Here is a 25,610-nt window from a genome sequence, read left to right as displayed (position 1 = left end):
ACTTCCGGGCGCAAATTTTCGGCACTGTTTTGGATGCGCAAGTACAAATGATTTGAATATTAAATAAAAACCGACATGTTAATTGAATTTTTAGGGGTGGCATTGCTATTGGCTTTATTAGTAATACCCTTGATACCCCGTAAAGCTAAACCCAAACCTGTTACTGAATTAAAAGTAAATACAGACACAAGCGATGCAGAGTACGCCATCAACGCAAACGGCAAACTGGAACGCATACACTACCCACAGCACCATTAAGGGCGTTTAAAAACACCATCGATTTAGAACTATTAACTTAAAAAGCAAGCCGCACCGGGAAACCGGATGCGGCTTTTTTAGTTGATAGTAACCAAAAAAGCCGCCCCATTACAGGGCGGCTTAGTTATATAGGGGTCATATTTGTTTAGAACGTGAAGCCTACGCGTGCAAAGAAGCGGCGGCCGTTGCTACCCATTTGCACCGCATCGAAGGGGCCTGATGGCTCGTTGTTGTAAGCCCAGCCTTTTGCGCCTTTTACGTAAGCAAGGTCGGGGTGAACGTTGAACACGTTATCAGCACCGATAGAAAAACGGGTGGTTTTGCTCGCCTTGTAAGAAAAATACAGGTCGCTGGTTACCTTGCCGCTATAGATGTACTGATCGGGTAGTTGTGCCGAGCCATCGTCTGTAGGTACGGTTGGGCTAAGGGTGCTGCCATCGCCGTAGCCAAGCAGGTCTATCTTGCCAAAGTAGGTAAAGCGGGTGCCCACGGTAAAGCTCTTATGGCCATACTCCGGGTTCAGCGTGAATTTTTGCGGCGGTGCCGATGCCAGAATGAATTTCTTCTCGCGATCGCTAAGGAAGGTAGCCTGAAGCGCAGGCGTGGTACCCAAAATAGGTGGGTAGTTTACCTTGTCTATATCCATGCTCTGGAAATTTCCTGCAAATAACACCTTGAAACGGTTAGCACCAACGGTTTTGCTGTAATCTATCACGATATCCAAACCACGGTTAGTAGTGTTCACAGCGTTGGCAAAAAACTGCGCTGCGCTTACATTCAGGCTGTTAAGGGCGTTGGTGAACGATGGATCGAGCGTGGCATCAGACGCGCTGAACTGGCCCGATAGCACCACGCGATCAGTAACTTTAATAATATAACCATCAACCGTAAAACTCAGCTCAGGGATAGGTTTGTAGGTAAAGCCCAGGCCCGCGTTCTTAGATTTTTCTTGTTTTAAGTTAGGGATGCCTGCCGCTTTGGTAATAGGGCTGTAGTTGGGGGCAATCTTAACTTCGGATACGATGGCGCCTTGTACGTTGGTAAAGGTATTGCTGTAGTTTATCTGCTGCAGCGATGGCGCGCGGAAACCCGTACCTACCGAACCACGGATGTTGAAGTTATCGGTTACTTTATAGCGGGTAGCGAATTTAGTGTTGAAAGTAGAACCGAAATCGCTGTAATGCTCGTAACGGTTAGCGAAATCGATGAGCCATTTTTTGGTTGCATCGAGCTCGAAATCGGCATAGACACCAACCACTTTGCGGTTTGCATTGGCCTCATCGGCAGGTTGGAAACCCGGGAAACCCTGCGAACCTGCGGCCTGCGCGCCGGTAGGGTCGTAGTTGCGGTACGATGCATCTTCGCCGGCAAATATCTTATAACGCTCGTAGCGGAACTCGCCGCCAAAACCAAAGTTTAGGCCCGATGCTACTTTACTGAAATGTTTATTGATGTTTAAATTGCTGGTATTCTGCAAAAACTCCGAGCCGCCATCGTCGAAATGCGTTTTGTACGCGCCTAGCGAAGCGTTGAAAGTTTTATCGCCAAAAAAATGGAACTTGTTGTTGCCCGTGTTGTTACTCAGGTCCCAGTCCCAGCCATCACCAACGGTACCCTTAAAGCCTGCGGCGAAGGATACGTCGGTATTATGAGTTTGGATGATGGGGTTGTAGTAAGTTTCACCATCAGGGGTGGTGAAGATGATATCGGTAGATTTGCCGTAATCTACGGGGAAACGCTCTGGCCTGCCCGATAAGTTACGGGTAAAGGCGTAAGCATCAGATGGTTTGTAGCTGTAGCCGCCAAAGCTGTAAAAAGTGGTTTGGGTGCCTGCTAATGGTATTTCGCTGTTGAAGAATACTGTGCCGCTTGTAGAGCTGCCATCGCCGTTTGCGCGGCGATAGGGGTTTATTGGCAAAGCAGCAGGGTTGCTGGTAGTGGTATCTTGCGTTTGGCGGTACGTTTTGCCGTTTTTAGCATACTCGCCGGTGATATTAAAGAAACCGCCATTGCTGCCCAGGTCGAAACCGTAGTTGGCATCAATAGTGATGCCTTGCCCATCGATGGTTTTACCATGCGGATAATAGCCCGAAACTACACTATTGCCGCTGTTGAAAGTAGGGTCGTAATAACCAGAGTAACCTACGTTCGCGGTAAATACGTTGGTGTTTTTCTTCAGCACCAGGTTAATAACGCCTGCTATAGCATCAGAGCCGTATTGCGCCGAAGCACCATCGCGCAGGATTTCTAACCTGTCGATAGCGGCGGTGGGTATCGAGCTAAGGTCAACGCCCGAGTTGCCGCGGCCGCGCGTTCCGAATACCGAAACAAAGGCCGTTGAATGGCGGCGTTTGCCGTTTATCAGCACCAGTGTTTGGTCGGGGCCCAAACCCCGCAGCGTACCCAGTTCTACGTGGTCGGCACCGTCGGATCCGGATTGCTTGTTGTAGTTGAAAGATGGCGCACTGTAGTTTAGTATGTCGGTCAGGTCAAGCCGGCCGGTAGAGGCTGCGGCTTTGCTCACGTTAACCACATCTACAGGTACTGCGGTTTCCAGCTTTACGCGCCCTGCCGAGCGTGTACCTATGGCCACCACCTCGTTCAGTTGCGCTATATCGCTTTCCAGTGTTATGTTGATGGTGGTTTTGCCGGCTATGGTAACCGTTTGCGTTTTGTAGCCTGTGAAGCTGAACACCAGTTCGGCAGTTGGCGAGGCCGAAATAGAATAGTAACCGTCTTTATTGGTACTGGTACCGATGGTGCTCCCGCTAACCCTTACAGTTACGCCCGGCATGCTTAAATTGTCGGTAGAGCCGGTAACCGTACCGGTAATTGTTATCTTTTGGGCAAGGGCAGTGCCTGTTATTAAAAATAACATCAAAATTAGGAGTAGATTTTTCTTCATAAATGCTCGGATAGGGGTAAAGAGTTTGAAATTTAAACGTAAGGTAACAATAATTATACATAATTCAATATATGTGTTAATTTATTGTTGCTTTTATCTTAAAAATGATGATGTTTTAATAAAATGGCATTTTTAGGTGTTTATAAAAAAGCGCCGTATTGTTTTTTATGCGATTTTTTGGCAATTGGCATAAAATAAATTAAAAAAAAAGATTCTTTTGGATAGATAGATTTTTATTGCCAAAATGATAACCCCGATGAGTTAAAAGTATGATATTGACAATGAAGCATTTACAAAGCACTAATATATTATAGTTTTGATAATAAAAATAATAATCGTACTTTTCCCCTATAAATTTCTCATTATTAGTTTATTACCCCCGCCTTGTATTGCAAGGGCTAAGCCAATAAAAGAAAATTATTATTTTTAAGTTAACAGCTCTAATTAATAACTATTAAAATTTCTTTACTGATATACGTGAGGTTGCTCTCTTTCTATATCAGTAAAATTATCACCCGGCAGGCTGCTTTCTGCCCGGGGCGATCTGCACAAATTTTAATGTGATATTTATTGGGCTATTTTCTAAATAGTGCAGGCAAAACCGACGTTTACACATTTAAAATGTATGCGCCAGTTTAAATGGCAGTAATAATTTGGCGGCACCGATGGATTTGACAATATGAAGAAACTTTTACTTTCTGTTTTTTTACTGATAATTGCTGGGGAAGGTTTTGCGCAGGCTCCCAACATTTCTTACCCAAGCCCACAGGTTTTTGTGCTTGGCAAAGCTATTACAAATCTTGCGCCCACAAATTCGGGCGGTGCAGTTCCTAATACGGTATACAGCCAGGTTACAACCCTGGCGGGCGATAATGCCGCCGGTTTGGTTGATGCTAACGGTTTAGCCGCGCGCTTCAGGGCGCCTTATGCCATAGCAAGCGATGCAGCAGGCAATATTTATGTGGCCGATTACGACAATAATGTTATCCGTAAGGTGACCCCCACGGGGGATGTTACCACATTTATATCTACAGGCTTGGCATCTCCGGGTGGGGTGGCGGTTGGTGCAGATGGTAACATTTACATAGCCGACACCGGTAACCAGTTGATAAAAAGGGCTACACCCGCAGGTGTGGTAACAGTTATTGCGGGAAGCGGCAACCAGGGCTCTGCCAACGGACCCGCCTTATCGGCCGAATTCAACAATCCGCAGGACGTAGCTGTAGATGCAGCAGGCAATGTTTATGTAGCAGATTTTGGTAACAACCAGATCCGTAAAATAGCCGGAGGCGTTGTAAGCGTTTTAGCGGGCAGCGGGGCCAGCGGTTTCGCTAACGGCGGCTTTGCTATAGCATCGTTCAAAAACCCGTTTGGGGTGGCGGTAGATGCGGCAGGCAACGTTTACGTGGCCGATTTTAATAACAGTGCTGTACGTAAAGTAACGCCAACCGGTACGGTTACTACCCTGGCGGGCAACGGAGCGGCTGGTTATATCAACGCAAACAGAACAGCAGCACGGTTCAACAAGCCAGGCGATGTTGCAGTAGACGCCATCGGGAACGTGTTTGTAACCGATTCATATAACAGTGTTATTCGCAAAATAAGCCCCAATGGCGATGTAGTTACTCTTGCCGGTGCAGGTGGCTATTTCGACAGGATAGATGGGGTAGGCGGTACTGCAAACTTTGGTTTCCCTATAGGTATCACCTTCGACCCGAGCGGCAATATGTACACCGCTGATAACGGTACCAATTGTATACGCAAAATAATTACCAAGGGCTATTTTATTGATAAAGATTTGCCTGCCGGCCTGGTTTTTGACCCAACAACAGGCATTATCAGCGGTACGCCTACTGCGGTAACCGCAGCAGCTAATTATACCATTTTTGCCTATAATGATGCTGGAAGCAGCAGCAAAACTGTAAGCATAGCAGTAAGGCTACCGTCTACAGATGCAACACTTAGCAGTTTAACAGCAAGTGTTGGCAGTATAAATCCTGCTTTTGTGGCAACAGGCAAAAGGTATGTTATTAATGTTGCCAATGGTACATCAAGTACTACGGTTACGCCGGCTTTAAATAACCTTCAGGCGTCGCTAACGGTTAATGGCACATCCCTGGCAAGCGGAGCCGCATCCAATACCATCCCCTTAAACTTGGGAAATAACGATATCACCATAAAGGTGACTGCGGAAGATGGTGTAACGATAGGTAACTACCTGCTATCGGTAGTTAGGGCAAAGACGGCCATTGCCGGCCCCGTTATATCATATAATACTACTAATAACTTTCCTGTAAATGTAGCTATACCAAATTTGGCGCCTACCAATACGGGGGGCGCGGTACCTGCCATTAGTTATGGGCAGGTAACTACGTTTGCAACGGGGATTTCTGCACCATGGGGTATAACCGCGGATGCCGCGGGTAATGTTTATGTGGCTGATAAAACCCGGCAAATACGCAAAATAACGCCGGCGGGCGCTGTATCGTTATTCACCGGTACAGGCGCCGGTTTAAACAATGTAACAGGGTTGGGCTCGGATGCACAGGGGAATATTTATGTTGCCGATGCCGGGAACAACAAGATCAGGATAATATCGCCCGCAGGAACGGTTAGCACGCTTGCGGGTTATGCCGGTAATTATGGTTATGTAAATGGCCCCGATGCTGATGCGGAGTTTGCTAACCCCGCTGGAGTGGCCGTAGATGGGTTATCAAATGTGTATATAGCCGACCAGGATAATAAGGTGATCCGCAAAAGGACGCTCGACGGGCAGGTAGACAGGCTTGCCGGAACGGGTGCAACCGGATCGGTAAATGGCCCGGGTACATCAGCAACCTTCACGGTGCCAATTGGCATTGCCAGCGATTTTAGCGGGAATGTTTTTGTAGCCGATCTGCTTGGCCAGGTGATACGAAAAATAACACCCGCAGGGCTGGTTACAACTTTTGCCGGCCGGGGAACCGCCGGGGAAGTTGACGGTGTAGGAACTGCGGCGGCATTTGACTCGCCAGCCGCGGTGGCTGTTGACCCAATAGGTACTATATATGTAGCCGATGCAGCAAACAGTAAGATACGCAGAATCACACCTTCCGGCGAAGTAATCATTTTTGCCGGGGATGGACAGTATAGGTTGTTGAACGGTAACGGCATGTCGTCAAGCTTCTCTTATCCCCTGGGTGTGGCTGCAGACCAAAACGGGCACCTTTTTGTGGCAGACTATGGCAACAACGCGGTGCGTAAAATTGAAACGGTTGGCTATGGCATATACCCCCACAATTATTTACCCGACGGGCTCGTATTTGATAATAAAACCGGTATTATAAGCGGCACCCCAACAACTGTAACACCGAGCCGCAGTTATACAATTACTGCTTACAACCTTGGAGGCAGCAGTGTTTCTAACATAACTATACGAGTATTCAACATAACCAACGAAGCGCGTTTAAGTAACATTACGCTTAATTCCGGCACTTTATCGCCGGCATTCGCTTCGGCAACTACAACTTATAGCGCCAGTGTTACAAAAACGAGCATCATTATTACGCCAACAGCCTTGGAACCGGCGGCCAACATCAAAATAAATGGCGTAACTGTTGTTAGCGGCGCAGCTTCCACCCCGGTGCCGCTGGCGCTTGGTGCAAATGCCATTTCAATTGTGGTGACTGCTACTGATGGTGTTACCCAAAAAACATATACCCTTAATGTAACCAGGGTGCCGGTACCACCAAATGCCGATCTATCGGGGTTAACCGTAAGTGCGGGTACCTTAAACCCGGCATTTGCCGCAGGTACAGTTAATTATGCAACAGCTGTAAGCAATTCTACAACCACCTTTACCGTGACACCAACCAGCCCTAACGGCCTGGCCACCATAACGGTAAACGGCACTACTGTTGCCAACGGAACACCCTCAACCGCTGTCCCTTTAACAGTAGGGCTTAATACCATCACCACCGTAGTAACAGATGAGAATGGTAATAACAACACCTACACTATACAAGTAACAAGGGCTGCATCGGCAAATGCCGATCTTGCTTCGATGGGGTTGAGTAATGGTACTTTAACACCTGTGTTTAACGCTGCCACCCTAACTTATACCGCTGCCGTAGCCAATACGATAACCGGTATCACCGTAACGCCAACTGTTGCCGATATTACCGCTACTATAAAAGTAAACGGGGTCACCGTTGCCAGTGGTGCAGCATCGGCTACCATCCCGCTAAATATTGGTGCAAACGTTATTACAACTGTTGTAACGGCGCAGGATGGCACTACGGTTAAAACCTACAATTTCACGGTTACCAGGGCTGCAAGTACAAACGCCGATCTTTCGGCACTGGCGTTAAGCCAGGGAACTTTATCGCCCGCCTTTGGATCCGGTATTTTGGTTTATAGCACGTCGGTGAACAATAGCATCACCAGTATTACAGTAACGCCAACAGCATCTGATGCAACTGCCACTATAACTGTAAACGGTGCAGTAGTTGGCAGTGGTGCGGTGTCGGGCGCAATCCCTCTTGCGATAGGTTCAAACACTATTACCACAACTGTCACGGCTTCGGATGGCGTAACCACTAAAACGTACACCATCAATGTATCAAGGGCACAATCCTCAGATGCAACGCTATCCGGGTTTACCATCAGTGCGGGTAGCTTGTCGCCTGTATTTGCACCTGCGACTACAGGATACACCGCATCTGTAAGCAACGCCACCACAGGCATTAGCATAACGGCAACCTCAAACAGCGGGGTATCAACCATAACCGTCAACGGCGTTACTACGCCCAGCGGAGTATTATCGGCGATACAGCCCTTAACCGTGGGCGCAAATGTTATTACCGTAAAGGTTACTGCGGAGGATGGCGTAACGGTTAATACATATACGCTAACTGTTACCCGCGCGGCTTCGGCAAATGCCAGCCTTGCAAACCTGGCCATCAGCGCGGGCACCTTAAGCCCTACTTTTGTTTCGGCAACAACAGGCTATACGGCATCTGTTGGCAACGCTACAACAACCATCACCCTAACGCTTACACTTAGCGATGTTAACGCAACAGTAACCGTTAACGGCGTTGCAACAACCAGCGGCGCAGCATCGGCACCCGTGCCTTTGGCAGTGGGTGCTAACCCTATCGCCGTAGTAGTTACTGCGCAGGACGGCACTACCATCACCACTTATACGGTAACCGTAACGCGGGCGGCATCGGCAAACGATAATCTGGCTAATCTTACCGCAAGCAGCGGCGCATTATCGCCAGCGTTTAGCGCAGGGACATTGTTCTACAGCTCGAGCGTAAGCAATGCCACTGCTTCTACTACCATAACACCAACGCTTAGCGACGCAACGGCCACGGTAACTGTAAACGGCACCGCTGTTGCCAGCGGCACGCAGTCGGGCGCTATTGCCCTTAATGTGGGGGCAAACAGCATTGCCGTTGTTGTTACCGCCCAGGATGGCAGTACAACCAAAACCTATACGGTTAGTATTACCAGGGATGCTTCTTCGGATGCCACGCTGGTGGGCTTAACGGTAAGCGCAGGCACACTATCGCCGGGCTTTACCAGCGCAAACGGGGCATACACGCTTACGGTTGCCAATACCGATAACACCATCACTATAACGCCCACGCAAAACGAAGCAAATGCCTCCATTACGGTAGACGGCACTACGGTTGCAAGCGGCTCGGCATCTACGGCAATACCTTTGGTTGTTGGTGGCAATACCATAACCATTGTGGTAACCGCGCAGGATGGCAGCACCAAAACCTACACCATAAATGTAAGCCGCCCGGCATCTGCCAATGTCGATTTGGCTAACCTTACGCTGAGTACCGGCAGTTTGAACCCTTCGTTTGCCGGCGGCACCATAACCTATACAGCTTCGGTTGGGAATGCTATTACCACCATTACACTCACACCAACGGTAAGCGATGCCACCGCAACGATTACCGTAAACGGTACTGCGGTGGCAAGCGGCTCGGCATCGGGCAATATTGCGCTTAACGTAGGTGCCAACGTAATCAATACCGTTGTTACTGCACAAAACGGCAGTACTAAAACTTATAAAGTAACGGTTACCCGCGCCCCATCGGCAGATGCTACGCTGAGCAACCTGGCCCTAAGCGCTGGTACTTTAAACCCAGGCTTTTCTTCGGCTGCAATAGGTTATACCGCCACAGTTGCCAATACCACCAATTCTATAACCATAACGCCTACCGTAACCGAACCAAATGCCACCGTAAAAGTTAATGGCAATACCGTTGCCAGCGGCTCGACATCGGGGTCGATAGCGCTTACTGTGGGTGCCAATGTGATTACTACAGCAGTAACCGCACAGGATGGCAGCACCACCCAAACATACACCGTAACGGTTACCAGGCAGCAATCATCTAATGCCGATCTATCTGATCTGGTGTTAAGCACCGGCTCGTTATCGCCAACCTTCAACCCGGCGGTTACCAGCTATACCGATCTGGTGAGCAATGCTACCTCCACCATCACCGTAACGCCAACCAACAGTGATGCCAACGCTATTATAAAAGTGAACGGCAACACCGTTGCGGGCGGCTCGGCTTCATCGGCCATGCCTTTGGCGGTGGGGCCAAATGTGGTTACCATACAGGTAACCGCGCAGGATGGAACTGTTAAAAACTACTCGGTAACCATTACCAGAGCCGTTCCGGTGGCATCTACCGATGCTAACCTGCTATCGTTGGCCGTAAGTACGGGTACATTAACGCCGGCTTTCGCGCAGGCTACTTCATCCTATACGGTAGCTGTTGGTAACGCTACCAACAGCATACAGGTTACTGCAGCCAGCAGTGAATCGCACGCTAGTATCACCGTAAACGGTACCACGGTTGCCAGCGGCACGCCTTCGGGCGCCATCAGCCTGAATGTTGGAGGCAATACCATTACCACAGTGATTACTGCGGAGAATGGCATCAGCACCAAAACTTACACCATAAACGTAACACGCGCGCCATCGGCCAATGCCGATTTAGCGGATATCACACTGAGTGCAGGCTCTTTGAATACATCATTTGCAGCGGGTACGATAAACTACACGGCTAATGTAGGCAACGCGGTTACGGCAATCAACCTTATGCCGACTACTGCGGATGCCGGCGCCAACATTAAGGTAAACGGCATAACGGTTGCCAGCGGGGCAGCATCGGCCAATATCCCATTGACGGTAGGGGCGAACGTAATTACCACCGTAGTAACCGCCCAGGATGGCGCGACAACCAAAACTTATAAAGTAACGGTAACCCGGGCGCAATCGTCAAATGCCGATTTGGCGGATATTACGCTGAGCGCAGGCGCGTTAAACCCCGTATTCGGTGCAGGTACAACAAGCTACACGGCTTCTGTTGGCAATGCCATTACCACCATTAAATTAACGCCAACTGTGGCCGATGCAACCGCCACCATAAAAGTGAACGGTACCACGGTTGCCAGTGGCTCAGCTTCGGGCAATATTGCACTGGTAGTGGGGGCTAATACTGTCACCACCGTAGTAACGGCGCAGGATGGTACGCCTAAAACATACACCGTAACGGTTACCCGTGCGCCATCATCAAACGCTAACCTGGCCAATATTACCCTGAGCGGCGGCACGCTGAGCCCGGTATTTGCGCAAGGCACGGTAAGTTATGTTGCTTCGGTTAGCAATGCTGTCAGCTCACTCACCTTAACGCCAACTGTGGCCGATGCAACGGCCACAGTGCAGGTGAACGGTAATGCAGTGAGCAGCGGCTCGGCATCGGGCGCTATTGCTTTAGCCGTTGGGCCAAATGTTATTACAGCCACTGTAACCGCCGAAGATGGAACACAGAAATCTTATACGGTAACCGTAACCCGCGCCAAATCGCCAAATGCCGACCTTGCGGATCTGGCCGTGAGCAGCGGCACGCTTAGTCCTGTATTTGCGGCGGGTACGGTTACATACAACGCATCTGTAGGCAACCTCATCACCAGTGTTGCCCTTACGCCAACTGTTGCAGAACCAAATGCTACTGTACAGGTTAACGGCGTTGACCTTGTTAGCGGTTCTGCCTCGGCCGGCATCCCGCTTATCGTTGGCCCTAACAGCATCACCGTTGCGGTAACCGCGCAGGATGGCACCATCAAAAACTATACGGTAACAATAACGCGCGCGCCCTCGCCAGATGCTACTTTGAGCAACATCGCCATAAGCGCTGGCACCTTAACGCCAACTTTTGCCCCGGCAACCACGGGCTATACAGCATCGGTAGGCAATGCTGTAACTTCTGTTACGCTTACGCCTACGGTGAACGAACAAAACGCCACCGTTAAAGTGAACGGCACAACCCTTGCCAGCGGCAGCACGTCAAGCGCAATTAATCTTGTGGTTGGGCCAAACGTAATCACAACCACGGTAACTGCGCAGGATGGCACATCAACCCAAACTTATACGGTAACGGTTACCCGTGCGCCATCATCCAACGCGTTCCTTAACGCGCTGGGAGTAAGCACAGGCAACTACAGCCCATCGTTCGGCTCGAACATATATGGCTACACCATGCTGGTTACCAACAATGTTACCAGTATAAAACTTACGCCGGTTTTAGCCGATAATACGGCAACCATAACGATAAACGGCGCGGCGGTTGCCAATGGAGCATCATCCTCGCCGATTTTCCTGGTCGTTGGCAACAACTTCATCAATACGGTAGTTACCGCGCAGGACGGCACAACTATAAAAACTTATACCGTTATCGTAAACCGTGCACTATCGTCTGAAAACGACTTGAGCAATCTGACGATAAGTAACGGCACGCTTACGCCGGCTTTCCAATCGGGCATAAACGATTATACCGACGCAGTGGGCAATGCCATTACCAGCGTTACTGTAACGCCAACCGTTGCCGATGTAACGGCTACGGTTACGGTGAATAACGTAACCGTAGCGAGCGGTGCGGCATCGGCGCCAATCAACCTTACCAGTGGCACCAATACCATTACCGTCATTGTTACAGCCCAAAACGGGGTCACCAATACCTACACGGTAACCGTTACCCGTGCTGCTTCCGTTAATGCCGACCTTGCCGGGTTAACCACCAATGCCGGCCCAATAAACCCGGTTTTTGCCCCTGGCACTACGGCCTATACAGTCGCGACGGTTGCCAATACAGTGAGCACTATAAAAATAACCCCAACCACCAGCGATGCTAATGCTACCGTAACGGTTAACGGCATAACCGTAGCCAGCGGCACGGCCTCGCCCGATATCCCGCTGAACGTTGGCACCAACAGCATCCCGGTAGTAGTAAAAGCCCAGGACGGCAATACCAAAACCTATACCGTTTCGCTTTCCAGACTGCCATCAGCCAATGCCGACCTGGCGGGCGTAACTCTGAGCGCAGGCACATTGAGCCCGGCTTTTGCTGCAGGCACTACTAATTATACCACTACCATAAGCAATGCCGATGCCGGTATTACCATAACGCCCAACACCAGCGATGCTACCGCTACCGTTAAAGTAAACGGCACTACGGTTGCTTCGGGCACGGCTTCCAACACCGTTCCGCTTATCGTGGGCACCAATACCATCACCATAGTGGTAACGGCCCAAAACGGTACGCAGCAAACCTATACCATCGTAGCTACCCGCGAAGCATCGGCCAATGCCGATTTAGCCAACCTTATACCCGAATCTACCGGTACGCTATCGCCAACGTTCAACCCGGCTACGCAGAGCTACCAGGCAGTAGTGATATACCAGGTTACGGGCATTAAGTTTACGCCGTTTACTGCCGATGCTACCGCAACCGTAACGGTTAACGGCACCGCAGTTGTCAGCGGGGCGCAATCGGCTTCGTTGCCATTGGCATTAGGGCAAAACACCGTTACCGTAAGCGTTACCGCCCAAAACGGCACCAAGAAAGATTATACCGTTGTGGTTACCAGGCTAAAATCTTCTGACAACAACCTCTCGGCGCTCTCTACCAACGCGGGGCCGTTGAGCCCGGCATTTTCAGCAGGGGTAATCAGTTATTTGGTGAACGTAAGCAATGCAACCACCTCGGCTACTATTACCGCAAGCGTAAACGATGCTAACGCTACCATCGATGTTTTGGGCCAGCAATTGCCCAGCGGCACCGAGTCGGCAGCTACGTCACTGGGGCTTGGCAATAACGATATCGCCGTGGCCGTAACCGCTATGGATGGTACCGTAAAAACCTACACGGTTACCATCAACAGGGCCTTATCCAACGATGCAGACCTGGGCGGCCTGCAGCTAAGCGCGGGTACCTTATCGCCTGCTTTTTCGGCCTCAACCGGCAACTATACGGCTACTGTACCTTACAAGGACGACGCTATAAAGATTACGCCTACACCCGGCGACGTAACCGCCTCTATCACCGTAAACGGTACGCCGGTAGCTAATGGCTCGGCAACGCAGAATATCCCCTTGACCGTTGGGCCGAATACGATAAACGTTGTGGTTACCGCCGCAGATGGTACAACAAATATGTATTCGATAGTGGTAACGCGCGAAGTTAAACCGCCATCTACCGATGCCAGCCTTACCTCGATGTTCCTTACCCAGGGAGAGCTGAGCCCGGCATTCAACAGCAGTAATTATAACTACACAGCTACGGTACAAAGCAGCGTTACCAAAACCAATGTGGTGGCCGTTGTAAGCGAGCCGCATGCCAAAATAAAGGTAAATGGTGTATCGGTGGCTAGCGGCTCTTCATCGGGCGATATAGTGCTGGCCGATGGACCCAACCAGATATTTGTGGTGGTGACTGCAGAAGACGGCATAACCGTGAAACGTTACAACATTGTGGTAACCCGCGCCTCGTTTGCTACCACGCTGCCGAATGTGTTTACGCCTAATGGCGATGGTGTAAATGATACCTGGGTGCTGCCTAACATAAACCTGTATCCCGATTGCACGGTGAAGATTTTCAACCGTGGCGGGCAGCAAGTGTTCAATTCGGTAGGGTACGGCACTCCATGGGACGGCACCTTCAACGGCCGCACCCTGCCGCCCGATGTTTATTACTACATCATCGATCTGAAGCATAACCAGGGCATACGCACGGGCAACATTACTATTATTAAGTAAAATCACAATTACCAGCCAGCCGCAAAGCCTTCGGATTTTTTCTGAAGGCTTTGTTTTTTTAGTGCGGAGCAATAAAAATAATGCCATTACTTAACGCCGATTTAATACCCAACCGTTATTTTTACATCAAAAACAATGAGCAACCGCAGGCAATTCATCGGCACCGGGTTAACCGCTTTGGCAGGCCTTACCTTGTTACCCGCGGTTGATAGCTTTGCCATCCCGGGCAACCGGTATAAAAGTGGCGCGACGGCAAAGCCAATGTTACGCTTCGCGCTGGCATCTGATATACATTACGGCCAGCAGGGTACGCCTTACGCCGAAAACACCGCGAACCTCATCAAATGGCTCAATGCCGACCATGCCAAAAACCACCTGGATATGGTTATTGTGAACGGCGATTTGGTGCATAACCGGCCCGATTTGCTCCGCGAGATAAAGGCCAAATACCTGGATAGGTTGGATGTATCCTATCACACCATCCCCGGCAACCACGATTTTGCCGATACCGCCATCTGGAAAAATGCATTCAACTACGAAGATAAATACACCGTTGAGCATGGCGATATAGCCTTTGTGCTGGCTAATACGGCTGATACCAAAGGCGGATACGTTTGCCCCGACAATACGTTTATCAAAGCCTCGCTGGATAAATTCGCAGCGAAAAAGATTGTTTTCGTGGTGCTGCACATCCCGCCGGTAAAATGGGTTAAGGACGAGGGCTTTTTAGATTGCCCCGAAACCGTAGAACTGCTACACAGCTACCCTAATGTAAAAGCCGCCTTCCACGGGCACGACCATGCACTTGATGGCGTTAGGTACACCGGCAATAAGTTCCCGCATTTTTTCGATTCGCATATCGGCGGCGACTGGGGGACCGATTATAAAGGCTATCGCATAGTGGAGATTGACAACAACTACCAAATTTTCACCTACCAGGTAAATGCCAGCCAAAACCCGGTTTTGAACAGTAACAAACTGTAGCCTTGCTTAATTAATAAGGAAAACAATTTTCTGTTTATTTAAATTTTAATAACAGCATTCCTGATTGTTGTTGCAAAAATTGTAACTTCCCGCCGGAAACACTGCCCCGGTGTAAACAACCATTCCTCGATGGAAGAAATTGATGCCCTTAAAGCACAACTTGCCCTATCCTTACAACGTGAAAAAGATTTAGACCTCCGTTTGCTGCAGGTTTCCCAGCAATCGGAGCAAAGCATCGCCAGGCTAAACATGGTGATGGAATCGGTACATGTAGGTACCTGGGAATACAACCCGCTTACCGGCTATTTAAGCTGGTCTGACCAATGCCGCAGGATATACGGAGCCCCTGCCGATACCGAAATTACCTTTGCCGTTTTTGCCGAACACATTTTCCCCGATGACCGCGATTTTGTAAACAGCGCCATACAAAAGGCCATGGACCCCGCCGGTGCAGGTGCCTATGATATCGTTTTCAGGATAGTGCGGTTCGATAACGGCGAAAGCAGGTGGATACGCTCGCAGGGTAAGGTATATTTTAAGGGCGGCGAAGCTGTTTTCTTTATTGGAACCGTGATGGATATTACCGGCGCTAAACTTGCTCAGGAGAAGAGCGCGAGGCTGGTAGCGATAATTGAATCATCCGACGATGTTATCATCAGTAAAACACTGGAGGGCATCATCACCAGCTGGAATCCTTCGGCAACGCGTACTTTTGGCTACACCGAGGAAGAAATGACAGGGCAGCACATCCTGAAGCTCATCCCCGAAGACAGGCAGGAAGAGGAGGCTTTGATACTGAGCCGGCTTAGCAGGGGCGAGCGTGTAGAGCATTTTGAAACCAAACGCGTAACCAAAACCGGCGAACTGCTGGATATCTCGCTAACCATCTCGCCCATCCTCGATGATGAGGGGAATATCATTGGCCTCTCTAAAATAGCCCGTAATATCACCGAGAAGAAGCAGGAGGAGATGCGTAAGAACGATTTTATTGCCATGGTAAGCCATGAGCTTAAAACGCCGCTAACATCCATGATGAGTTACGTGCAGGTGCTGCTGGCCAATGCCAAAAAAACCGGCGATGCATTTACCGTCAATGCGCTTACCCGTGCAAACGTACAGGCCCGTAAAATGACGGTGATGATACAGGATTTCCTGAGCCTTGCCCGACTGGAAGATGGCAAGATATCCATGAATATGGAGGCATTTGAACTGCATCCCGTAATAGACGAAACCGCCAACGATGCGCAGTACCTGTCATCGAACCATAAAGTGGTGCTGAAAGATTGTGAAGACGTTCAGCTTTTTGCCGATAGGGATAAAATAGGGCAGGTACTAATGAACCTGTTGAGCAACGCCATTAAGTATTCGCCGAAGGGCGGCACCATTACCATCGGTTGTGAAAAGCAGCCGGGCAAGGTAAAGATCTACGTAAAAGACGAAGGCGTAGGCATTAACCCTGCCGACCAGGAACGATTGTTCGAGCGTTTTTATCGCTCAAAAAACGAACGTACAAAAACCGTGTCGGGTTTCGGGATAGGTTTGTACCTGGTTTCGGAGATACTGCGTTACCACGACAGCAAAATCGAAGTAGAAAGCGAAGAGGGGGTAGGCTCGGTATTCTTTTTCAGTTTAAACACGCACTAGTTTTGGTTGCTATTTTTGTCCGGTTTTATTTTATAGAAATGTTGGACAAATGCGGTGAAATTACGCGCGCCCAAGACAGAGTTTACATGGCTGTTTGCTGTCCTTGCGGAAGGCTGAAACCTCCAGAAAACCTTAAAAAATCGGTGTTTTTCCGTGTTTTTCTTAATTTTTCGGAGTTTTTAGTGCCTTTTCTTGCGGAAAGCAAAAACTGCCTTATTTGCATGGAAACGGCCTTTTTAGCTAAAAGCACGTTTTTCAGCCGCCAAAAAATTTCCAGCTTTTTCCAATAAATCGTACAAGTTTAGCTATGGATTTCCAGAAAATTCCAGGTCTGTTTTCAGCGCAAAACACGTCGCCCCGGTGTGTGAAAACGCAATGCCCACAAGAACTAAATATCATCCTCACTTTCGTTTTCCTGTTGTAATTTTTCGATGAAAGCAACGACATCATCTTCCCAATCAAACTTTTTATCTTTAGTCGGGTCGTGTTGTGGTATTTCAGGAATTTCGACACCAAGGCGATTTAACAAATCGATGCTTTTGTTCAAACCATAACGAAAAACATATGGTTCACCGCTCCCTAGCGCTTCATTGAAAGCGTCGATAGCATATTTTTTGGCCTTATTCATATCGCCGATTGCAAACCACAATTCTGCAAGCGGTCGATTTGCCGGACGCCTAACTGCGCTTAAACGTTCGGCTTCAGCAATAGGGTCCGATAGCTGGTTAAGCTGAAGCTTTGTTAACGCTAGCCAAACCTCAGACGACAAATCCGGTTTTCCTGTTACGCGATTCATCTGTACCAAATTATCAAAACTTTCCATCGCAGCAGAATAGCTGCCCTGTTCAAATAACCACATTCCACGAAGATTGTACAGCCATCTAACCACTGCTCTGTTTTTACCTTGATTGGCTAACTTTTCAGCATTGATCAAATCCGCTTCGGTCATCTTTCCCTCATGGAACGCAACTCTGGCGTATAAATACTCTGCATAACCAGGACGATAATGATTGCGAGTCCAATCACGCCCCATAGGATCCAATAATGTCCATATAGTCATCGCTTCGGCCCATTTGCCGAGATCTCTTAAGAAATCAAAACGGCACAATCGAGCGCTGAACAGGGTTATATCTTCACCGCTAATTACAGCAACCGATTCCATCAAATTTAATACTGAATCTTCTTCGCGAAGCATGCCCAATCCACTTAAAGCTGCCTCAATGTTGTTTAATAATATAAATATAAAATCCAAATCTGAAAATTCTATGCCTGCTTTTATCGACATGCCATATAAAATAAGGGCTTCTTCTTGTTGATTGATATTATATAACAAAATTCCGGCTTCGTTCATTAATTGAATTGCGTCTATACCTGTTAATCCGACTGGGAAATTGTCCCATCCATTCGGGAAAAAAGGTTTCAAAACACTCAATGCCTCATTATTTGCTTCTAAATTAAAAGCGAGTGCAGTATTTAGTCCGCCGGAATATGCGTCGTAGGCTTGTTGATATTCGCCAAGCTTCAGTAGCGTTTTTACGAGATTTAGGCCGATACTTAGGTCCTCCATCGTTTCTGCTTGTTCATACGGGTGATGGCTTTGCGCAGAAAAATAGTCGACGACCTGTTTTCCGTATTTTTGTTTTTCCGAACCCTCCAAACTTCCTAAAGCTACACCACGTACCACCGGGTGAAGATCATATCGTTTAGTGTTATGATCGTATTGCAGTAATCCCCTTATCTCCAGATTTTTTATAGTTTTCGCCAATTCTTTTGGTGCGTTGTGTGCCGACGATTTTTGCCATTTGTCTAAATCTTCAGTGTACTGCTGCCAGTTTTTCATCTGTAAATCATATTCATTTTGAATCGTCGTTTTTGTCAAATCAGATGAATTCTGTAACGGTCCAAAGTCGGCAATATCGGGCTTACTCACAGCTTTGGGCTCTGGGAGTAAATGCGGATTAAACGCGGCTAAGGTTTGATAATCTACCGCTTCTGATAACAGCGCAAGGGTTGATAGCAATTGGAGGCTTTTAGTATCTAGGGCGTCTAAGCCCGCCCTCAAAATATGGTTCCGTTTTTGAATTAGATCGAGGTCAGCGAGATTTAGCGAAACTCCCCCCGTCGGGTCTAACAACCACTTGTCAAAATTTCCTTTATCCGGCAGGTAATTGTTTATCAAGCCAGCCAGTACGCCAATGGTGAGCGGATGACAATCGCAATTGGTAGCGAGATAATTTTGAATGGTGACCGAATCACCGAAAACCCCGCATCCTATAAAGAGTGCTTCAGCATCAGCGGGCCTAAGGCCGGGCAATACAATCCGTTGCACCCCGGGAATAGGTTGATTTGCGGTATTAAACAATACGCGCGGCACTAACCGGGAGCTGATCAATATTTTAGAAGGCGAAGCGGAGGCAAATAACCGAAGCAGGTCGTCGTCTTCATCTTTAATGCAAATGCAGGGGTCTCTATTTACAATCTTGTCAGTTGGCGTATTCAGATCTTCATCCGGTATTTCCGCTGCATCAATCCTGTTATACGCAACAAGCACGCGTTCCAAACCATCGAGAATAAACAACCATGGTTTGCTTTTTAAATGGTGCATGATTATGCCCTTAAGTTCGGCTGTTTTCTTCTTTTGAAAATCCTCTACAGGGGATTTGGTCATGTAAGCTAACGCATGCCGGCAAAAGTCTACCATTACAGCTCCTCTTTCGTAAAACGAATACCAAAAAATACCTGCCCAATCCTTGCGCACATTAACCGCGTGATTATTTGTCCACTCCCAGGTAAGCATACTTTTACCACTCCCGCCTATAGCATCAAAAAGAAGTATAACGTGTGGATTAGCCGGTTGCGCCCAATCATTTAAATCGTCTAATTGAGATTGCCGGCCAACAAATTTATGAGAGCCGATATAGGCTGGTTCTGCATATAGCGCCGGCGGGCTCGGAATGGGGTCTACTAAATCCTCTTTACTTTTTGCTGTATTTATTTCGTTTATGGATTGGGGAGACGGTTGTTGCTCTAAGTGACGCCTAATGTCGGATGCCGGTGCGGCTATTTTGCTTTTAAAATCATCCAGGCTTTCAAAAACAGCATAAATTCGGTGGACTTTAGAGTCGGAAGAAATCTGCTTCGCGCGTTCGGTGAATGCTTTAAGCTTTTCTTTTTTAACAGGATCGGGTTCAATATCATCTTCGGTTATCAGATGCATTTTGCCCATAATAAAAAGAATCACAGGCCGATTCAGCCTTTGCGCCTCATTAAACTCCAGTTCTGTTATCGAAAGATTTTCGGGATTCCTGCGGGGACATTCCGGTACCTGCCCGTATTTTTTGCTGATAATGCCGATATAAGCTGACCCATCTCTAACCATTTGTAATGATGAGTCGATGACATCTAAAAGTTTTGCCGAGTCGTTCTCCATGGCAACATCTGTCATGCCGTGTGATTTTATCGCCTTAACCACCGCCGCACGATGGTCTTCTAAGTCGGTAAAGGTGCTGGAGATAGTTACGCCCAGGAATTGTTTTGGCAGGAAGTTGTTATCGATGCTCATTGTTTATGGTTAGGTTTTTAAATATAAACAAATCGCATTACAGTTACGGCAATTTATTTGCCTGGTAATTTTTCGGTGCGCGGCTAATAGATGATCCGTTCCTGGCCTCCGCACGCCCTTCGACAGGCTCAGGACGACCCTACGCTTTTTTTCATTGCCTTCTTCAAAGTAGCGCTTTTGTTTGGTTCGAACAATCGATACAAGAAGCCCCTTAAAAAAGTGAAAGGCTGTCGGGCGGGCGCCCGATTCAGCCTTTCGATATATTACCATTTATTACTGAGGAGAGACATTTTAATTACCCTGCCAAAACCGCACATTAACCGCGGTTTTGGTAAGTTCCACAACGGGCTCAATTATTCTTTTTACTGTTATTGCTTTTGAAGTATCGATTGAAAATGATAACTGCCGGATGCTACTTCATAAACCGCCAGCCCGTTGTCATACCGGATGAATTTTACCCCACTGGCTGCGACGGCAGGTTTACCGTTTTCCTTTACAGTTTCTGCATTTCCTGCCGGTAAGTAAATTGTGGCCCCTGTATTTGGGGGGATAGTCACTTTTAATGAAAATTGGTCGCCCTGCCGCTCCCAGCTTGTAGAAACAACACCGCTTACGGTTTGGTAGCTTCCCTTAACCCAGGTAAGGTTACCCACAACGGCAGGCTTTATAATCATCTTTCTAAAACCGGCGCCGCGTTCGTCAGCGCCTATTCCCGCCAAACCTTCAAAAAACCATTGGCTGATCTCGCCCGACATAAAATGGTTTTGCGACCCAAAGCTTCCCACGCCCGCATCCCATTTCTCGGTTAGTGCGGTCGCGCCCATTTTTAACTGGTAACCATAACCGGGCCTGTCCGATTGGTTATTCATATCATAGATCACATCGGAGCTACCTTCGTCAGACAATGCTCCTAACAGATACCGGTAGCCAACCTCGCCCGAATTAAATGAATTACCCTGTTTACGGATATCTGCAACCAAATTTTTTATCAGGGCATTCCTGTTTGTTGGGTCGGCAATATGAAGGTATAGCGGCATTGCATAAGTGGTGTTTGACCCTGTTGCATAGCTATTGGTTTCTGCCTTAAAATAGGCTTTATTAAAAGCCATCCTGATGGCCTCCGCCTTTCGGGCGTAGGTTTCAGCATCTGCCTTCATGCCTAAAAGGGCAGCCATTTTCGCCATGATCTGGTTGTCATAAAAATAAATAGCAGTTGCCGTGAAACTCTCCGGGGTTAGTTGCGATCCCCATGCGGGTTTAGGCCCGATATCGTACCAATCGCCAAGGCCTGTTTGCAAGATATTGTCTTTTGCAGTCGACTCCAGGAAGGCCACGTAGCGTTTCATATTTGGAAAATAAGTGCGCATTAACGAGATATCGCCCGAAAAAAGATACTGTTGCCAGGGAACGATGATAAACGAACTTCCCCATTCGGGGGAGTTTCGGAAGGCGTTGTTTGGATCGGCACTGGCGTGGAAAAATTCCGGTGCAATATTGGGTACAAGACCACTACTCAACTGGCTGTCGTTCATATCGTTCATTACCTTGCGGAATAGCGGTGCCATATCAAAATTGTAACGTAAGGCAGGTCCGTTCAGGTGGCATTCTTCCAGCCATCCTTGTTTTTCGCGATGCGGGCAATCGGTCATAATGCTCATCATATTGCTCCGCTGCGCCCACCTTACCAGTGCATATATGCGGTTAAACAACTCGTTTGAGCAGGAAAAACTACCGATAGGTGTTGCCGAGGAATGTACCACCTCGCCTTGTAGTGTCTGGACTACGGGTAGTGTGTTATCGCCGGGGGCGGGATGCAATTCCACCTGCAAATAACGGCCTCCCTGGTAAAAAAACTTGGGGAACCATTTTTCGGGCTGATCAGATGCCAAAGTGTATTGCCACCAGGCCGGGCGAACACCGTCCTGCGTAACCGAGCTGCGGTCAACGGTGCCATCAGCTGCCAGCAGTTCGGATGGGATAATACGCACGAATGCGCCTTTAGCCCCCTTTACCGTAATTTTAGGCATAACGGAGGCATTCTGCCCCAGATCGTACACCCAAAGGTTGGGCCTCAGCTTTGTTGCTTTTACAGGGCTAAGGCTTTCTATCACTTTCACCGGCGGTGCCGCACACGATAAGCCTTTTAACGCTCCGCCAGGCGAAGGGCAAATTAGAGCATTAGCCCAGCCCGCGACTTTTTTAAAATTGGCGGTGTTCCAACCGGCGGGTTCTAAACGGGCATCGTAATCTTCGCCACCAAAAAGGTTTGAATAGGTTACCGGCCCCGGCGATACTTTCCAGGACTTATCCGTTCCGATAACCTGTACCGATCCGTCTGCATACTCCAGTTTTAAGGTGGCTATTACTTTTAGCGGCCCGTAGGAGCTCAGGAATTTTACATATCGCACAGAATCGGGCGTGATGTTATACATGCCATTACTCAGCATAATGCCGATTGCGTTCGCACCATTTTTTAACTGGCTGGTGATATCGTAAGTATCGTAAAGCACCGTTTTGCGATAATCGGACCATCCCGGCGAAAGTATCTGATCGCCCACCTTTTTGCCATTAATGCTTAGTTCGTACTGGCCAAGTCCGCTGATATTAATAACCGCACGGGTTAGGGCCGGCTTTACCGGGAATGATTTACGCAGCAACATCGACGAAAAATTGAGATCCGTAGGCGTCGGTTTATTAGCGCGGTATTCTGGCAGGTCGCGTTTTAAGTTAAAATCTGTTTTTGCCGATTTGTATTCATGCGCATACTTTTCTGCGCCTGCGGCAGATATCCAGTTGGCGTTCCATTCCTTATCAGTCAAAATGCCCATCACCCAAAATGCGGGTGCGCTCCAGTTGGATGCCTCGCCTTTTTCATCCCAGATACGTACTTTCCACCAATACTTTCGTCCCGATACCAGCGCCTTCCCCGAATAAGCTATTTGGTTCATTTGGCCGGATGCAATTTTGCCCGTGTTCCAAACGTCGCCTTTATCTGCTTTAAGGTTTTTTTCAGATGCCGCTACCAACACCTGATAAGCTGTTTGGCGCATTCCCCTTGCAGCAGGCGATAAGGATTTAATCATCCAGCTTAAGGCGGGGGTTTGTATATCTACACCCAGGGGATTTGCATAATTCTCACAGCTTAACGCATCGGGTATATACCTTTTTTGCTGTGCTGCAGCAGTTTGCGTTAAAGCAGCCATACACACAAAAAGTATAAATTTGAAAGCCGTTTTTGTCCTCATAGTATGCCGGGTTTGGTAACCTATATGATATTATCGCTGCTCAAAATTGTTTTTAAAAAGTGAAAGGCTGTCGGGCGGGCGCCCGATTCAGCCTTTCGATATATTACCATTTATTACTGAGGAGGGACATTTTAAGCCTTTACCAGAACCTCACATAAAGTGCGGTTAACAATAGTAAGGTTACAATGATAAGCGCAAGCGTGCTCTTGTCCACTTTGAACATGCTCTTATCAATTTCAAAAGCTTTAGGGTTAATTTTAGGCCCTGCAAAGCTTAAAGCCACCATCACGATAATGGTGAACAAAAACGACAACCCCATACAAATGAGGAACGGAATTTCCCAGGTGCCGTTTGCCCTCGGGAAAGCAGTGTACAAGAAGGTTTCGTGCCCGAACCAGGCCGGTGCATAGTTATTGAACACTACCGACATGACAAAGCTGGTGAGGATACCTGCAATAGCCGCTGCGCCAGTAGTACGTTTCCAGAAGAAACCTAAAATGAATACGGCAAATATACCCGGGCTGATAAAGCCGGTATATTTTTGGATAAAGGTAAAGCCTCCTTCGCCGCTGATACCCAAAAGATCTTTCCAGGTAAGGGCGATAGAAAGCACCATGGCACCCAAAATAACCCAGCGGCCAACGTTCACCATTTTGTGTTCGCTGGCCTCTTTATCGATGTGTTTTTTGTAGATATCCAGCGTAAATATGGTAGAGATACTGTTTGCTTTACCCGCAAGCGAAGCCACAATAGCAGCTGTAAGCGCCGCTACCGAAAGCCCTTTTAAACCGGTTGGCAAAAAGCCAAGCACAGCAGAATAAGCATTGTCGGAATTGAATTTACCGCCCGACAGCATCTCCTGTTGCAGGCCGCCGTTTTTGTGAAGAACGTAGGCAGCTATACCCGGCAGTACCACGATAATAGGCATTGCCAGTTTCATTAAACCGGCAAACAGGATACCTGTACGCGCGGTTTTCAAGTCGGCACCAAGGGCGCGCTGGGTAATGTATTGGTTACAGCCCCAATAGTTAAGGTTCACTATCCATTGGCCTGCAAAATACATGGCAATGCCCGGCAGGGTAAGGTATTTATCAATATCGGCCTGCGGTGCACCTGGTTTTGGCTTGGCCAAAATCATTTTAAAGTGCTCCGGTGCATCTTTAAGCATGGCATTAAAACCTGCAATGGCATCTTTGCCGTAACCGAATTTTTCGCTCACTAAGGTTAGCGCGATATAGGTAGTGGCTAAGCCGCCAATAACCAATACCAGCACTTGTATTACATCTGTAAAGCCAATAACCTTCATACCACCCAGGGTAATAAACAAAGCAAACACAGCCAGCGCAATAATGATGATGTGCATACTGTTTACATCGCCGCCAATAAGGTTATTCAGTGCCAGCGCACCAAGGTAAAGGATGGAGGTTAAGTTAACGAATACATACATAAACAGCCAGATAATGGCCATAATAAAGCTCATGGATTCGTTATACCGCTTATGCAGGAACTGCGGCATGGTGAATATCTTATTTTTAAGATACACCGGCACAAACCATACAGCAACAATAATTAGTGCGATAGCAGCTACCCATTCGTAGGCGGCCACAGCCAAACCTACGGCAAAGCCCGTGCCGCTGGCCCCGATAAACTGCTCGGCAGAAATATTGGATGCGATGAGCGAGGCCCCGATGGCCCACCAGGTAAGCGAGCCTTCGGCAAGGAAGAAATCCTTACTGTCTGATACGCCTTTTATTTTTTTGCGGCTGTAAACCCAGTAACCATAGCTGGATACTATGATGAAATAGACAACGAAAATGACGTAATCTATAGTAGTAAACTTGTTCATAATTTGGTTTTGTTAATTAGGTTTTATAAACAGGCAGCCTGTTCCCATTCGGCTGCCTGTCT

General features: G+C 48.1%; 9 protein-coding genes. 5 read left to right on the top strand and 4 right to left on the bottom strand.

The window, feature by feature from the left end:
- The first annotated feature begins 75 nt into the window (after positions 1 to 75).
- The gene (locus AC1DXC_RS15490) at positions 76 to 258 is read left to right on the top strand and encodes a hypothetical protein (RefSeq protein ID WP_477460064.1); all 183 of its coding nucleotides are present in this window, start codon (positions 76 to 78) and stop codon (positions 256 to 258) included.
- A gap of 145 nt (positions 259 to 403) precedes the next feature.
- Here the strand turns inward: AC1DXC_RS15490 and AC1DXC_RS15485 are convergent, their stop codons facing one another.
- Positions 404 to 3,136 (bottom strand): TonB-dependent receptor, encoded by a 2,733-nt coding sequence (locus AC1DXC_RS15485; protein ID WP_477460063.1) that lies wholly within the window; start codon positions 3,134 to 3,136, stop codon positions 404 to 406.
- Between the two features lie 706 nt (positions 3,137 to 3,842).
- Between AC1DXC_RS15485 and AC1DXC_RS15480 the strand changes: the two genes are divergently transcribed.
- The 4 genes from AC1DXC_RS15480 (at position 3,843) to AC1DXC_RS15465 (ending at position 17,185) form a co-directional block, all read left to right on the top strand.
- Positions 3,843 to 14,267: a cadherin-like beta sandwich domain-containing protein gene (locus tag AC1DXC_RS15480; RefSeq protein ID WP_477460062.1), complete on the top strand. Its 10,425-nt coding sequence runs from the start codon at positions 3,843 to 3,845 to the stop codon at positions 14,265 to 14,267.
- Between the two features lie 135 nt (positions 14,268 to 14,402).
- On the top strand, positions 14,403 to 15,251 hold the full coding sequence (locus AC1DXC_RS15475) for a metallophosphoesterase family protein (RefSeq protein WP_477460061.1): 849 nt from the start codon (positions 14,403 to 14,405) through the stop codon (positions 15,249 to 15,251).
- Between the two features lie 129 nt (positions 15,252 to 15,380).
- The gene (locus AC1DXC_RS15470; RefSeq protein WP_477460060.1) at positions 15,381 to 16,895 is read left to right on the top strand and encodes a PAS domain S-box protein; all 1,515 of its coding nucleotides are present in this window, start codon (positions 15,381 to 15,383) and stop codon (positions 16,893 to 16,895) included.
- A gap of 2 nt (positions 16,896 to 16,897) precedes the next feature.
- Entirely contained in the window at positions 16,898 to 17,185 is a 288-nt protein-coding gene (locus tag AC1DXC_RS15465) for a hypothetical protein (RefSeq protein WP_477460059.1), read from the top strand.
- 98 nt (positions 17,186 to 17,283) lie between these two features.
- Here the strand turns inward: AC1DXC_RS15465 and AC1DXC_RS15460 are convergent, their stop codons facing one another.
- The 3 genes from AC1DXC_RS15460 to AC1DXC_RS15450 all read right to left on the bottom strand — a co-directional run bounded on the left by AC1DXC_RS15460 (position 17,284) and on the right by AC1DXC_RS15450 (position 25,548).
- Positions 17,284 to 20,457 carry a DUF4062 domain-containing protein gene (locus tag AC1DXC_RS15460; RefSeq protein ID WP_477460058.1) on the bottom strand — a complete coding sequence of 1,058 codons (3,174 nt, stop codon included), beginning with the start codon at positions 20,455 to 20,457 and terminating at the stop codon, positions 17,284 to 17,286.
- A gap of 368 nt (positions 20,458 to 20,825) precedes the next feature.
- Positions 20,826 to 23,702, bottom strand: coding sequence for a family 78 glycoside hydrolase catalytic domain (locus AC1DXC_RS15455; RefSeq protein WP_477460057.1), 2,877 nt, complete (start codon positions 23,700 to 23,702; stop codon positions 20,826 to 20,828).
- Positions 23,703 to 23,841: 139 nt separating this feature from the next.
- Positions 23,842 to 25,548: a sodium:solute symporter family transporter gene (locus tag AC1DXC_RS15450; protein ID WP_477460056.1), complete on the bottom strand. Its 1,707-nt coding sequence runs from the start codon at positions 25,546 to 25,548 to the stop codon at positions 23,842 to 23,844.
- Positions 25,549 to 25,610: the final 62 nt, after the last annotated feature.

This window comes from Mucilaginibacter sp. P2_D11, from assembly GCF_056404435.1.
The sequence above is the reverse complement of the archived record's forward strand: the minus strand, read 5'-3'. Positions and strand labels throughout refer to the sequence as shown.

Excerpts from the sequence above, each read along its gene's own strand:
- AC1DXC_RS15485 (WP_477460063.1), bottom strand. The coding sequence starts at position 3,136 with ATGTTATTTTTAATAACAGGCACTGCCCTTGCCCAAAAGATAACAATT.
- AC1DXC_RS15480 (WP_477460062.1), top strand. The coding sequence starts at position 3,843 with ATGAAGAAACTTTTACTTTCTGTTTTTTTACTGATAATTGCTGGGGAA.
- AC1DXC_RS15460 (WP_477460058.1), bottom strand. The coding sequence starts at position 20,457 with ATGAGCATCGATAACAACTTCCTGCCAAAACAATTCCTGGGCGTAACT.
- AC1DXC_RS15450 (WP_477460056.1), bottom strand. The coding sequence starts at position 25,548 with ATGAACAAGTTTACTACTATAGATTACGTCATTTTCGTTGTCTATTTC.
- AC1DXC_RS15475 (WP_477460061.1), top strand. The coding sequence starts at position 14,403 with ATGAGCAACCGCAGGCAATTCATCGGCACCGGGTTAACCGCTTTGGCA.
- AC1DXC_RS15455 (WP_477460057.1), bottom strand. The coding sequence starts at position 23,702 with ATGAGGACAAAAACGGCTTTCAAATTTATACTTTTTGTGTGTATGGCT.
- AC1DXC_RS15470 (WP_477460060.1), top strand. The coding sequence starts at position 15,381 with ATGGAAGAAATTGATGCCCTTAAAGCACAACTTGCCCTATCCTTACAA.
- AC1DXC_RS15490 (WP_477460064.1), top strand. The coding sequence starts at position 76 with ATGTTAATTGAATTTTTAGGGGTGGCATTGCTATTGGCTTTATTAGTA.